This window comes from Microcoleus sp. MON1_C1 (assembly GCF_036701945.1).
GTDB lineage: Bacteria > Cyanobacteriota > Cyanobacteriia > Cyanobacteriales > Microcoleaceae > Microcoleus.
Window position 1 is genome coordinate 118,349 of record NZ_JAUBRO010000014.1, and the last position, 13,736, is coordinate 132,084.

At 46.8% G+C, this 13,736-nt stretch carries 10 protein-coding genes; 1 reads left to right on the forward strand and 9 read right to left on the reverse strand.

The genetic code is table 11. The features are described 5' to 3' along the window. Positions 1 to 40 precede the first annotated feature (40 nt). Positions 41 to 4,522, reverse strand: coding sequence for a DUF4347 domain-containing protein (locus QUA62_RS10430; RefSeq protein WP_333403801.1), 4,482 nt, complete (start codon positions 4,520 to 4,522; stop codon positions 41 to 43). Positions 4,523 to 4,802: 280 nt separating this feature from the next. On the opposite strand from QUA62_RS10430, the gene QUA62_RS10435 reads away from it, so the two are divergent. Further along, positions 4,803 to 5,870 carry a TIGR03032 family protein gene (locus tag QUA62_RS10435; RefSeq protein WP_333403802.1) on the forward strand — a complete coding sequence of 356 codons (1,068 nt, stop codon included), beginning with the start codon at positions 4,803 to 4,805 and terminating at the stop codon, positions 5,868 to 5,870. Positions 5,871 to 5,907: 37 nt separating this feature from the next. Here the strand turns inward: QUA62_RS10435 and QUA62_RS10440 are convergent, their stop codons facing one another. The 8 genes from QUA62_RS10440 to QUA62_RS10475 form a co-directional block, all read right to left on the reverse strand. Next, entirely contained in the window at positions 5,908 to 6,807 is a 900-nt protein-coding gene (locus tag QUA62_RS10440; RefSeq protein ID WP_333403803.1) for an ABC transporter ATP-binding protein, read from the reverse strand. A 125-nt stretch (positions 6,808 to 6,932) separates the two neighbouring features. After that, complete coding sequence (locus QUA62_RS10445; protein ID WP_333403804.1) at positions 6,933 to 7,706, reverse strand: ABC transporter permease; 774 nt, start codon at positions 7,704 to 7,706, stop codon at positions 6,933 to 6,935. 251 nt (positions 7,707 to 7,957) lie between these two features. Next, on the reverse strand, positions 7,958 to 9,001 hold the full coding sequence (locus QUA62_RS10450) for a hypothetical protein (protein ID WP_333403805.1): 1,044 nt from the start codon (positions 8,999 to 9,001) through the stop codon (positions 7,958 to 7,960). A gap of 506 nt (positions 9,002 to 9,507) precedes the next feature. Beyond that, entirely contained in the window at positions 9,508 to 10,347 is an 840-nt protein-coding gene (locus QUA62_RS10455) for a hypothetical protein (protein WP_333282378.1), read from the reverse strand. A 63-nt stretch (positions 10,348 to 10,410) separates the two neighbouring features. Next, a complete protein-coding gene (locus QUA62_RS10460; protein ID WP_333403806.1) occupies positions 10,411 to 10,587 on the reverse strand; it encodes a hypothetical protein in 177 nt (58 codons plus the stop codon). Then, entirely contained in the window at positions 10,556 to 11,581 is a 1,026-nt protein-coding gene (locus tag QUA62_RS10465) for an ABC transporter permease (protein WP_333216861.1), read from the reverse strand. Before QUA62_RS10465 ends, QUA62_RS10460 begins: the two co-directional genes overlap by 32 nt. 208 nt (positions 11,582 to 11,789) lie before the next feature. Beyond that, the gene (locus QUA62_RS10470; protein ID WP_190663046.1) at positions 11,790 to 12,134 is read right to left on the reverse strand and encodes a hypothetical protein; all 345 of its coding nucleotides are present in this window, start codon (positions 12,132 to 12,134) and stop codon (positions 11,790 to 11,792) included. 622 nt (positions 12,135 to 12,756) lie between these two features. Further along, positions 12,757 to 13,533, reverse strand: coding sequence for a methyltransferase domain-containing protein (locus tag QUA62_RS10475; RefSeq protein WP_333403807.1), 777 nt, complete (start codon positions 13,531 to 13,533; stop codon positions 12,757 to 12,759). Positions 13,534 to 13,736 lie beyond the last annotated feature (203 nt).

The window sequence follows — 13,736 nt, forward strand, 5'->3', positions numbered from 1 at the left end:
CTTGTGGAGCGAAGGGGCGATCGCACTTTTCTCTCCTTCCCTAAACCAGCATGAAATTAGCCGATGTAATCGCATTGGCACTCACTCCAACCATCACACCTAACTGCTCCCCTGTCAAGAGGTTCTTAATAAGAGTTCCCTGAGTATTTTGAGTTATTTCTAACTGACCCAAACTCAAGCCACCGCTTAATCCAATCAAATCTTGACCCAGGGTAAAATCAGCGATTATGTCAACTCCTTGACCAGCTTTTAAAACAAAAATATCATTGCCGCTACCGCCAATCAAACTATCATTTTCCATGCCTCCGTCAAGGATATCTGATCCTTTGCCACCAGTGAGAGTATCGTTATCTAGACCTCCGTCAATAGTATCATTTCCTTCACACCCTCCCAAGATATCTGCTCCTTTGTCACCGCTGATGAAATCATTACCTTCACCGCCACAGAGGCTATCCGAACCCTGATTTCCCAACAAGTAGTCATCACCTTGACTACCAAGCATTATGTCGTTACCTTGGCCTCCAAATAAGGTGTCATCATCATTACCACCATCAATGAAGTCGTCATTTTTATTACCAAGAAGGATATCCTTACCTTCGCTACCCTTTAGGGAGTCATTGCCTTTGCCTCCAAAGATTAAATCATTGCCGAACTCGCCAATAATGATATCCTTTCCTTCATCTCCCAATAGGATGTCGTCACCTTGACCCCCGCTGATAAAATCATTGCCTTTGTTGCCGTTTAATATGTCCCTGCTGTCGCCACCATATAAGTTATCATCCCCGGATTTGGCATCGAATATATTGCCGTTGTTGTTGCCCAGTAATTCATCGTTTTTGGCAGTGCCTATTTGAATTGGCGATTCACCGAGTGCAGTGGTTATTTCAATTGTCGCTCCACCGAGTATGGTGTTTTCAACTGCATTGGGTTTGTTGAAGTTGGGATAGGCAATATCATCGCAGATGCAGTCGTCATTGGGGATGTTGTTGGTTGTTGGTGTTGGCGTTACCGATGGTGTTGGTGTCGGTGTTGGTGCGGGTGTTGGTGTTTCCGCAGGGGTTGGTGCGGGTGTTTGTGCGGGTGCAGGTGCGGGTGTTGGTGTTTCCGCAGGGGTTGGTGCGGGTGCAGGTGCGGGTGTTGGTGTTTCCGCAGGGGTTGGTGCCGGCGCGGGTGAGGGTGTTGGTGTTTCCGCAGGGGTTGGTGCAGGTGCGGGTGTTGGTGTTGGTGTTTCCGCAGGGGTTGGTGCGGGTGTTGGTGCGGGCGCAGGTGCGGGTGTTGGTGTTTCCGCAGGGGTTGGTGCGGGCGCAGGTGCGGGTGTTTCCGCAGGGGTTGGTGCTGGTGCAGGGGTTGGTGCGGGTGCAGGGGTTGGTGCGGGTGCAGGTGCAGGTGTCGCAACATCAACACTAAAAGTACCCAAACTGCTAGCAGCAGCCAAATTACCGCTAGCATCCTTCACCTGCGATGCTTGCAAATTAACTGTGTAAGTACCATTATCAGCACTATCCCAAGTTCCCCCTGGTGGTGTCAACGAATATGTCGCTGTACGCGGCGTACCATTGCTATTAATATCCACACTAACAAAAGTAGCAGGAATAACACCACCTGACCAATTTACAACAACGTCAGAATTATCTAAACTGCTAACATCAACTCCACTGCTATCACTGAAAGTAACAGTCAATGTCTGACTTGTACCGTCGGCTGTAGTAATGTTAGAAATTGCACTCAGGTTAGCAGTAGGAGCAGTAACATCAGCAGTACGAACCAGTTGAGTTGCGGCGGTATTGTTATTACCCGCAGTATCCGTAGCTTTAGCCGCAAGTACATCAACTGTGACATTACCACTAGCAGTGGGAGTCACATCAACTGTGTAGGTTGTGGCATCAACTTTTACAAAGTTACTGACACTAGCATTAGCTACGGTGATATCAGTATTATCAAACCCGGTGACCTCTTCATTAAAGGTAGCAGTGACGCTAAATAAACCAGTTACTGTTGGTGTTGAATTGGATGCTAAAGCAACAGTAGGTGGGGTGACATCAACAGTAGGGGTGGTGACATTAGCAGTACGAACCAGTTTAGTTGCGGCGGTATTGTTATTACCCGCAGTATCAGTGGCTTTAGCCGCAAGTACATCAACTGTGACATTACCACTAGCAGTGGGAGTCACATCAAAGGTGTAGGTTTTGGCATCAACTTTAACAAAGTTACCGACAGTAGCATTAGCTACGGTGATATCAGTATTATCAAACCCAGTGACATTTTCACTAAAGGTAGCAGTGACGCTAAATAAACCGTTGACAGTGGTTGCTGAAGTTGATGTTAAGGCAACTGTGGGTGCAACCCCATTATTAATAACAATGGCTTTGCTACCGCCGAGGGAGTTGGCTGAGGCAGTAGCGGGGAGGGTTAAGAACGCATCAAAGCCTGCACCAGCGGTTTCTTTAATGGTGCCGCCGTTGAGGGTGAGGGCGTTGGTGGCGAGATATCCTAAGTCACCGGAGGTGTCTCCTGCTTGGACTAGATAGTTGAAGGTGAGGGCTGTACTGCCGCTACCAGAGGCGTAGGTGGCAAATTGGTCGGTTGTGCCAGTTTCTAGCTGCAGTTGGGGTGTGCCGGTGACGGTGACAGCAGCATCGAAGGTGACGGTGATATTGATAGTAGAACCGACACCGTAGCTACCGTCAGCGGTGGTAGCGGTGACAGCAGTAACTTTGGGGGTGTTGTTGAGCAGGATGGAGGCGGTGTTGCTGCTCGTGTTCGCCACAGCTAAGTCAGGTTTCCCGTCGCCGTTGATGTCGCCGATGCTGACGGCTCTGGGGAAACTGCCAGTTGCGAAGGTTACTTGGGGGGCGAAACTGGGGGTGGTGGCGAAAGCAGGGGTGGTGTTGAGCAGGATGGAGGCGTTGTTGTCCTTGCGGTTCGCCACAGCTAAGTCAGGTTTCCCGTCGCCATTGAAGTCGCCGATGCTGACGGATTCGGGTTCAGTGCCCGTTGGGAAGGTGACTTCGGGGGCGAAACTGGGGGTGGTGGCGAAAGCGGGGGTGGTGTTGAGCAGGATGGAGGCGTTGTTGCTGCCCCAGTTAGCCGTAGCTAAGTCAGGTTTCCCGTCGCCGTTGATGTCGCCGATGCTGACGGCTCTGACGTTGGCGTCGCCGGCGGCGAAAACGTTACTCTTGCCAGTAGCGAAGGTGACTGCTGTGGCGAAAGTGGCGGTGGTGGCGAAAGCGGGGGTGGTGTTGAGCAGGATGGAAGCGGTGTCGTCGGAGTTCGGCAAAGCTAAGTCAGGTTTCCCGTCGCTGTTGATGTCGCCGATGCTGATGGATTTGGGGCTAGGCGTAATGCCGATGAGGCCGATGGCGTTCTTGTGAGTAGCGAAGGTGACTTGGGGGGCGAAAGTGGGGGTGGTGGCGAAAGCGGGGGTGGTGTTGAGCAGGATGGAGCCTCCAGGGGGGGTGGGGCTTCCGTAGAAGGGGTCGTAGATGGTTAAGTTCGCCACAGCTAAGTCAGGTTTCCCGTCCAAGTTGAAGTCGCCGATGCTGACGGCTATGGGCTTACTGCCATTATTTGGCAAGTAAGGGAGGCTATTGCCAGTTGTGAAGTCAACTTTGGGGGCGAAAGTGGGGGTGGTGGCTCCTGTGGGAGTGGTGTTGAACAGGATGGAGGTGGTGTTGCTGCTGAGGTTCGCCACAGCTAAGTCAGGGAGGCCGTCGCCGTTGATGTCGCCGATGCTGACGGATCTGGGATCATCGCCAGTTGGGAAGTCAACTTTGGGGGCGAAAGTCGGGGTGGGGGCTCCGGTGAGGGTGGTGTTGAGCAGGATAGAGGCGGTGTTGCTGCCAGAGTTCGCCACAGCTAAGTCAGGGAGGCCGTCGCCGTTAATGTCGCCGATGCTGACGGATCTGGGGTTAGTGCCAGTAGGGAGGTCAACTTTGGGGGCTAAGCCTAGTACACCGCTGTAGGTTTTGAGGGTGGTTTCTGTGAGGGCCAGTTTGGGCTTTTGGGGAGATGGGGGGATGAGTTGGGGGATGTCCCATGTGCCGCCTAGTGCGCTGTTGCCTGTGGGGTGGGGGTTGGCGGCGATGTTTGCGCCTGTGAGTTGGTGCAGTTGAGTGAGGAATGGGCTCCCTCTGTCTCCGTTTGCTACGTTACATCCATATAAGATGATGCTGGCGTTGGCACTGAAACTGTTTCGCCACTGTTGCAACTGTTGGCTGTACCTTTGGATGTTGCTGCTGTTTAGTTCTGTTGTGGCTAAGTAAAGGCGGCCGGAACTGCCGTGTGTGATGAGGTGTAGGGCTTCGATGCCTGTATGCTGAGCTAGGAGTGTGGTAATTTGCTCTATGGCATCAGGCTGGCTTTTGAGGATGTAGGTTCCTGTACCCCTTTTGATGCCAGAGGCTATGTGGTGGCTGTCGGGTACTGTGGGGTCAAGGATGACTATTTCCGTTGCTTGGTTGCTAATGTCACAAGCCTTGGGAAAAACTTTTTTTTGAGACTTAATTTGAAGGAGAGTTTTCATATGTTTTTACCTCCACTAGAATGCTTTGGTGAGCAGCAAAGTCTCTGTCCCCTGATTTGAGTTAAGATGCGGGATTTCTAACAGGTGTCCGAGCAGACGCTAGATTTTTTACTACTTAGTAGGATTAGATCGCACTGTCAGTGGTTTAGTTCCGGGATGTACAAATCTTTATAATTTTATAGGTAATTTTACACGAATTATCCAAAGCCGAAGCGATTTACCCTGGCGTGGCGACGGGCTTATGAAATTATTGTTTTAGGCAATTACACTCAGTGATTCTATGAATAATGACGATCGCACAAATTGCAACACAACCTACGAACATGAGATTTTTGGCGATCGCGATTTGCCATCTTGGTTAACTCAACAACAAATCAGCCTCGCTTGCACTACTTATCAAACCAGCAGGTTAATGTTAATCGGTGCTGTGCCAGAAACGAACAGAATCTCCGCTTTTTGGCGAATATTCGATCGCGCTATGGGGCTTTTCTGCACGCCGGAACGCCTTTATTTAAGCTCGAAATATCAACTTTGGCAATTAGATAATGTCTTAGAAGTCGGGAAAGTATACCAAGGATACGATAAATTATATATACCAAGAATCGGCTATACTACAGGCGATATCGACATTCACGATATCGCTGTCGATAAAAATAATCAAATCCTTTTTATTAGCACTTTGTTTAATTGTATCGCTACAGTGAGCGATCGCCACAGTTGCAAACCTCTCTGGAAACCGCAATTTATCTCACAATACATCAATGAAGACCGCTGTCACCTCAACGGTTTGGCGATGGTGGCTGGGGAGCCGAAATATGTCACAGCATCGAGTCAGTCGGATGTGGTGGATGGCTGGCGCGATCGCAGAAAAAATGGCGGTATAGTTATTGATATCGAATCTAATGATATTATCGTCACAGGATTGTCAATGCCGCACTCACCGCGCTGGTATCAAGACAAGTTGTGGTTGCTGAATTCGGGGCGGGGAGAATTGGGTTATGTGGATTTAGACACAGGGAAATTTGAGGCAATTACGTTTTGTCCGGGATATGTGCGAGGACTGGCTTTTTGGCAAAATTGGGCTATTGTGGGACTCTCGAAACCGAGGGGTGGTGACAACACTTTTAGCGGTTTAGAATTGGATGAGTTGTTGGTAGCCAAGGATGCTGAGGCTCGCTGTGGTATGATGGTGATTGATTTGACTACGGGGGCGATCGTTCACTGGTTGCGCTTTGAAGGAATTGTTACGGAACTCTATGATGTGCAGGTGATTCCGGCAGTGCATAAGCCGATGGCGTTGGGTTTTCAAACAGAAGAAATTGCTCAGTTAATTACTTTGGAACTTTAACTGCAGATGGTGGTGGATGTACGCTGATGAACGCAGATTAAGATGCAGTTTGTTTGGTGACTTCGACATAAATATGTTCTAATCGCACCGGATACCGAGCGATTGAGTCAATAGAAATCCCGTCGAACAGCAAAATAATCTCTTTTAATTCTAAACGTTCCGGCAGCCAAAAAGCTAAATCGCTACCGTAGCGACGGGGGATGAAACTGTATTTTTTAGCGCGGGCGATGACTTCAGCTTCTTCGTCGGTTTTTACCACGATAATTTCTTGAGCCGGAATCAGTTTTTGCAACTCCTCCAAACTGCCCTCAGCGACAATACTGCCATTTTTCAGAATCCCAATTTTCTGACAAAGACGCTCAGCTTCATCCAACAAATGAGTTGTCAGCAAAATTGTAATTCCTTCCGATTGCAAGCGCTGAATTAACTCCCAAATTTCATAGCGAGCCTCAATATCTAAACCCGTTGTCGGTTCATCTAAAATTACTAATTTAGGTTGGTGTACCAATGCTATCGCAATATTCAAACGGCGCTGCATTCCTCCGCTCAAAGTTTCCACGGGGCTTGTAGCTCTATCTGTCAAATTTACTGCTTTCAAACAGTGTCTTACTTGATAGCGCCGCTGCTTGCGCTCTAAGCCGTAAATTTGAGCAAAAAAGTTGAGGTTTTCCTCGCAGCTAAGGCTTTTGTAAAGCAAATTTTCTTGGGGCGCTACACCTATTAATAATTTGGTAGCTTCGGAAACAGGTTCGCCATTAATAGAAACTTGACCGCTGTCGGCATTTAGCAAATTGCATAAAATATTGATAGTTGTAGTTTTTCCCGCCCCGTTTGGCCCGAGCAAACCGTAAATTTCTCCAGATTGAATGTGCAGTGTTAAATCTTTAAGCACTGAACGCTCGCCATAGGACTTATTTAGCTTTTCAATTTGCAGCACTGCTTTAATTCTCCGTATTATTTTATATATTTACGGTTGTTTCTAAACGATTAAACCGCAGAGAGCGCAGAGGGCGCTGAGTCAGAAAAAAGAGAGATGAATAATTACGACATAATGAAATAGTTTTAAAGTCTTCTTTCTACTCTCAGCATCCTGCGGTAAGAAAGCCACCCACCTGCAATCATGGCAATAGAAAATATGAATAAATACCAAAAGTGTTCGGCAATATCAGCCAAATCTTTGCCGTCAGCCCACACGCCCATCAGCGCTTCGTTCATGTGATAAATTGGATTGTACTGGGCGAGTTCTAGCAGACTTTGGGGAAAGAGCGAAGTAGGCAAAAATGCGCCTCCTAAAATCAACAAGGGGACGCCGAAAGCTGCTACTAGCGAGTTGACATCTTCAGTGCGCCTCGCAAACTGGGTGCCGAGAATAAAGCCTACACCTACATAAGATACAATACTGAGCAGAATAATCGCACATCCTAGCAGAATAGAGCCTTGGAATTGTGCTCCTAAAAAAGAGGCGATCGTGTATACTAAAATTACCTGACCGATGCCGATGCAACTGTGGGCCAGGAAAATTCCTAAAAAGTAGGAAGTGCCGCTCAGCGGGGAAATAAACAAGCGTTTGAGGGTATGCTGTTCTCGCTCTGCTACTACTGTTGCTACGCTACCACCGAGACAGCTAAAAAATAAAGCCGCTCCTACTAAGCTTGCAGGTGCAGCAACTTCAAAGGCTTTTGCTGTGCTGAGATTAGCGCGTTCTTTTAAAATTAAACCGTTAATTAGCAAGATAGAAACTGGAAAAATACTCCACAATACTAAGCTGCGCCGCCGCCTCCCCAATTCAATTAAAATCCGCTGTGCTACTGCGAGCGTTTCGTGCCAGTATTTCATAGCCAATATATTAGTATTGTTAGAATGGGGAATTGGCGATCGCGCCACCGGATATCATACCATAGAGGTGCAAATAAGTTTAACTCTCAATAAAAAACCCGCCGGCGCGGGTTGTGTGATTTTAGGGGGATAGGTTTTAACCCCAGTAAAAAAAAAGAACGGAACTGTAACAAGTTCCAAACCCATATCGAATCAGTTATTCCCTATCTAAGATCGAAAATCGTATAACTTATCGCCCTCTGTCGCTGCTGTCAATTAATACTAAAGTTCTTACCTCTGTAGCATCCTTGAAAAGAAGCTAAACTGGTGCGGTTTCTCTGTTCCAATTTAGTCACCAGGGAGGAAGTATTGGAACTCCCAGGGGTAGCATCCCACTTGTAGATAAAGTCGCCGAGATTGTCTCCGGTTTCTTCGTAGCTGTGCTCTTCTACCGGAATTCCCGAAACTCCTGAAACAGTTTGGTTGTGGTATCCGTTAACGATGATTTTTTCGATAACTGCGCCCGGTTCTGCGGTAATGTTCCATTGCACGGGTTCATAAGCTGAAAGCGCGAGAATTATTGGCTTGTTTCGGCGTTCTACTTTGACTTCGATCGCACTTTTTGAGAAATCTCGGTTCTTGTGATCCGCATTGGCTTCGTAAACGCCTATTAAATGAAGTTCTTTGTTTCCGCTTGAGGAACCGATATAACCTGAAAAATCGTCGGAACCGCCAAGCCCGCAGTTGGCGCCAGAACTAATTGGGGAAATAAAAGCTGTTTTTTCGGCTAGTTTCTGCTGCACAGTTGGCACTACCCACAATCCGGTTCCGATTCCTAAAGCACCTATCAAAGCGGCCGCGATACCGAAAGGAAGGGCATTTGTGAGGTTGCGAACAACTGGTTTGGCTGTTAGTTGAGATAGGGTTTGCTGCCAATTCTCACCAGTTTCTCGATCGGCATTGCCGCCATCGAGACAAGCCAATAAACCTAAACTTTCCGGCTGTTCGAGCAAACTTTGAACAGTTTTCCCTTCGCCGACGTAGAGATTTCTAGTTTCGGTGTCTAAAAGCAGCCAGTAGCGATCGCCCTCGCCGAGGTTGTACTCTTGTAGCGCAGGATCGACTAAATCGTGCTGCAAAAACACCAGCCAAGCCATATTATTGCCAGTGCCGACTGTTTTGCCGTCGCTGGAAATAAGTTGGTCGATATCGGGTTCCCAGCGCCAAGCTACCCAGCGACTATCTCCTCGATAGCCGAGGGATTTTTCTAGTTGCGGATGAGCGGTTATTTCTAAGCGTTGAACTAAGTTTGACACTAGGTGTCCTCCTCAAGTGCGATCGGGTCTAGAGCAATTTTGTTCCAATTTATTAAAACAAATATTTTGCTCATGAAGAGCCTCGGAATAATCGGGTTAATTTTGTCTGGCTAATGTTATCAGCCGGTACTTTCCAAACCACACTGGCTTAACAAAAATATGCCTGTTGAATGGTTTAGCTTGAGAACTTGGAGCTGGCGAGCACCCGCCTGGTAATAACTTTAACCTTTGCTGATAACTAATCCTGTTACGGATTAAAGCTGGCTATTTCTCACTGCTTCTACCTGGTTGTCCAGTTTTGAAAGAGTGCTTGGTCGATAGCGTCTACAAGTTCTTAGCTTAACTTTTATTTGGCTACTCTGCTACAAAATATGCCGATCGCACCTGACATCAATATTACGCAGGCAAATAAATATTCCGGCTTTCTCGCGGGTGAACAATCCCTAAAAAAGAGACGGTTTCAGAGAAACCCGGTTTCTGTGATGAAAGTTCTAGCACTTCGCCTATTACTGGCGGGGGCCATCAATCGCATCTCTAGTCGGTGCCACACCTCCGGGGCCAAAGGAACTCGGCGGCACTCTCGGAAGATTGAGATTGGGAGTGGGAACTAAATCGCCGTTGCTGTCGCCAGCAGTTCCACCCGTGGGAGACGCACTATTATTGGGACTGGTACTCGGCGAACTTCCCGGATTGGCATTATTATTCGGAGTGGTATAGGGCGAACTTCCCGGATTGAGATTATTCTGATTGGTATTCGGCGAAGTTCCCGGATTGGCATTATTATTCGGAGTGGTATTCGGCGAAGTTCCCGGATTGGCATTATTATTCGGAGTGGTATAGGGCGAACTTCCCGGATTGAGATTATTGGGATTGGTACTCGGTGAACTTCCCGGATTGGCATTATTGGGAGTACCTGCGGGCGCAGTTCCCGGATTCTGATTATTCTGATTGGTATTGGGGGCCGTTCCCGGATTCTGATTATTCTGATTGTTGGGATTTGCCGTGCCTGCAGGAGTAGTTATCGGCGTGCCGGCACCATCTACGGTGATGGCGTTGGGGTTCGGGGGAGCAGGCGGAGCACCTCCATTGGGGTTATTTGCAGGAGCATTGGCGGGGTTGCCCGCAACCGGAGCAGTATTTTGGGGAGCAGCATTGCTGCCGCACAAGCTGACTAAATCAAAAGTTGTGCCGCCTCGGGTTTCGATGAAGCAAACCGGCACATTTACTTGGGGGTTTGAGGCTCTGGGAAAGTCGGCTGTTCCCGGCATGGGACGGCTAAAGGCAGCTTCAGCCATCAGTGGGGTCAAGGCCGCCGATAGAGCGGCGATTGTTCGCAATAATCTCATCAGCGTTTCCTCAAATGTATAATTTTATTTTCTCCAGTATTGCCCATAAATTGCCAAGTGTCGTCACTCTAAAAGCCGATCGATCTTTTTGACAACTGCTTCTACAGGGCCACCGCTGGCTGCAACATCTCGCGAAGGCAGAAAGTACAGGTAGAAAAAGCCGAAAGTGGCATAGTCGCGCATCCGTTGCCCTTCTTCCTTAATATTTTTAGTACCGAATTCGCGGGTCAACGTAAGCATTCAAAATATCAATTACAATGCTGGCAATTACGACAATTGCCGCAAAAAACACCACAATACCTTGAACAGTTGGATAATCCCGCAAGCTAATCGCTTCGTAAAGGCGATTTGCCAACCCCGGCCAAGAAAAAGTAACCTCTGTTAAAATAGCACCGCCCAACAGTGCAGCAAAAGTCAATCCTAAGACAGTAATCACCGGAATTAGTGCATTTTTCAGAGCGTGAGCCCATAAAATCTGCAATTCGGGAATGCCTCTAGCTCTAGCTGCTTCGACATAATCTGCTTGCAAAGTTTGCTTGAGATTCACTCTGACAATGCGCTCGAAAATGCCGCTCAAAAGAATGCCCAAGGTCAAACTCGGAAGTGCCAAATAATGCAAAGATGTGAGAAACTGACCAGGGTTAGCGCTCAGGAGACTGTCAATCGTGTAGAGTCCTGTGTAGCCTTCGGGGGCGGGGAATGTCACGGGAAAGCGAGTTCCCAAGGGAAACCATCCCAACTGCACTGCGAAAATCAATTGCAAAACCATACCAGCCCAAAAAGCAGGCAGCGAGTAAGTGATAATGCCAAACAAACGGCCGACAGCATCGAAAATAGTGTTGGGGCGGGATGCTGCTAGGGAACCGATACTGATGCCGACAATTAAAGCTATGGCCATGCTACAAACTGCTAATTCCACTGTAGCCGGGAAATAGTCGCCGATAATTTGCCACACGGTTTGTCCGCGAGTGGTGATGGAGGTTCCCAAGTCGAAGCTCAACAAGTCTTTCATGTATTTGAGATATTGCTGCCACAGGGGTGCGTCGAGGCCGAGTTGAGTTCGCATTGCTTCTTTGGCGCCTGCGGGAGCTCGCGAGCCGAGAATGGCATCTATGGGGTCGCCCGGAGTGGCCCGCAGCAACAAAAATACTGCTGTGGTGATTGTCCACAACATTAGCGGTGCGAGGAGCAAGCGGACAAAAATATAAGATTGCAGGGCTTTGGAACGAGACATAATATTTGGGAATTGCCAATTGCGAAGTCATTAGTCATTAGCCAGATGTTGAAGACATCAGGCAGATGGAAGCTAGAAGCTGGAAAAAACAGATATTTTATATCTGCGACTTCCGTGCCGCGAATCAGGGGAATTGGGAATTGCGAATAGAAAGTTGAGTTGATTTTTGCGAAAAAGTCGATCAACTTTTTCGCAATTGGCGATTTTCCTATTCGCCCAGCAGCGATTCAAAGGCGGCTTGCAAAGACTTGATATCGCCTACTCTGGCTACTAACAAGTTTTCGCTGCCGGCATCCTCCAGCCTATGCCTCCAATACTGGATGCTATCGGAGTTGTTCATCCAGAAACTAATCACGGTGTCTACAACTCGATCGACATCCCAGCCCCGGTAAGGAGAAACTGTCTCCACGGATGCCACAAACGCATCGAGAGTGCACTTCCAGTTTCCCAAGTATTCTACACCCGACGGCTCCTGTTGTTTCAGCAATTCCTGCTGCTGGTTAAAAAATGTTAAAGTTGGTGATACGCCCAGGATTTCAAATGTATAGTTCATGTCATCCTCCAGAAGTATTATTTTGCCAAAATGTCGATCGTCCAAAAAAGCCAAAAACGCTTTACTTGGCTGGCGTTGATGAAATGCAGATGCTTCAATTATCCTCTTTGTTCGATCGGGATTTTGGCGGCTTATCTTATTAATAGCAAATTTTTTAACACTCGATTGTCACAGAATTTACATTTGTCCTGGCACTGTAGAAAAATTTAAAATTCGATAGGACGAAGGCAAACGTGTCACAATTAGTAAGCTGCTCTACTATCCCAAGCCCTCAATCCCTGCCCTATAACGAAAAGCTGACGCACCATACAAGTTGATTTAAGTTAGCCAGTTGCGTAAGTTCTCAAAGATTAGCACTCTCAAAACGAATAACGCAGAAACAACAACAAAACTTACGCACCGACACTATCTGTAGGGTGAGGATTGCGAATCTTACCCCCACAAATAGTATAAAAATTGCTCTTCTGCGTAAGTCCTAAAAATTTAGATAGAGTATTTTGCAATCAGGTTCGTTAACCAGAAGTATTTATCGATATTATGGTTGCAGCATTTTATGCCACCAAACCTATTTATTACATTAGGCAGCAAGATTCTCTTATATAGAAAAAGTATACTTAACACATTACTGTGCTTTCGTACCAAAATATAAGTCTTCTTCACTTCTTAAGCCATATTGTTCAACTTTTTCCGAACTTAATGATTGAGCCATATTTTCTATGGTTATACTAAATCCTACTTCTTTTAGACGATCGGGATAATCACGTCCGTACCATCTAACATGATCTTCTTGTCCAAAATTGCGTAAGCGATCTTCCGGTGATGTAATCGTAGCATCCTCAAAAGTTTTTTCTCGCTCCGAGGCAATTGGCACTTGTAAAGAAGCCCATCCATTGGGTTTTAGAACTCGTAAAAGTTCTCTCATTGCTTGTCTATCATCCAAGATGTGTTCTAAAACATGGTTACAGATAATTACGTCAAAGGTATTATCATCATAGGGAATCTGGGTGAGATCGAGTTGGACATCTACGGATGAATTATTAAGATCGGCGGTTATATATTCAATGTTTTCTGAACAAGCAAATTTTTTGGTTAAGCTACTTTCAGGTGCTATGTGTAGCATTTTAATTGGTTTATTTAAGTCTAAGTTAGACTTTTCATTAAGCAGTAATGTCAGAGAGCGGTGTCTTGGCTGCGAATCACAATAAGGACAAATAACATTGCGATAGCTATCACTCCAGTCAATAAACTTAGTCAAATAATGACCACAACAGGGACAAAAATATAAGTTTTCATTGCCCAAATTTTTGATTATAGAAGTTTTTATTTGTATCCTGATTTTGCTTAAGCCAACACGCATACATCTTTTAGATTTAATCACAAACTGGTTAAAGTTGCTCATGATTATCAGTTTTATCCTTTTATAAGAAACAGAAAAAGTTATGGTGACTGCTTATTATGATTTTTGGCACTAAACTCTCAGAAGCTTAATTTTTTTCCAGCCCTAACTCAGGAGCGAAGCCAGCTAACATTCGCAATCACTCATCGCCGATCGCCCTCAACTCCCACCAAAACTTTAGCATGAGGTCAGGTGCAGTCATTGGT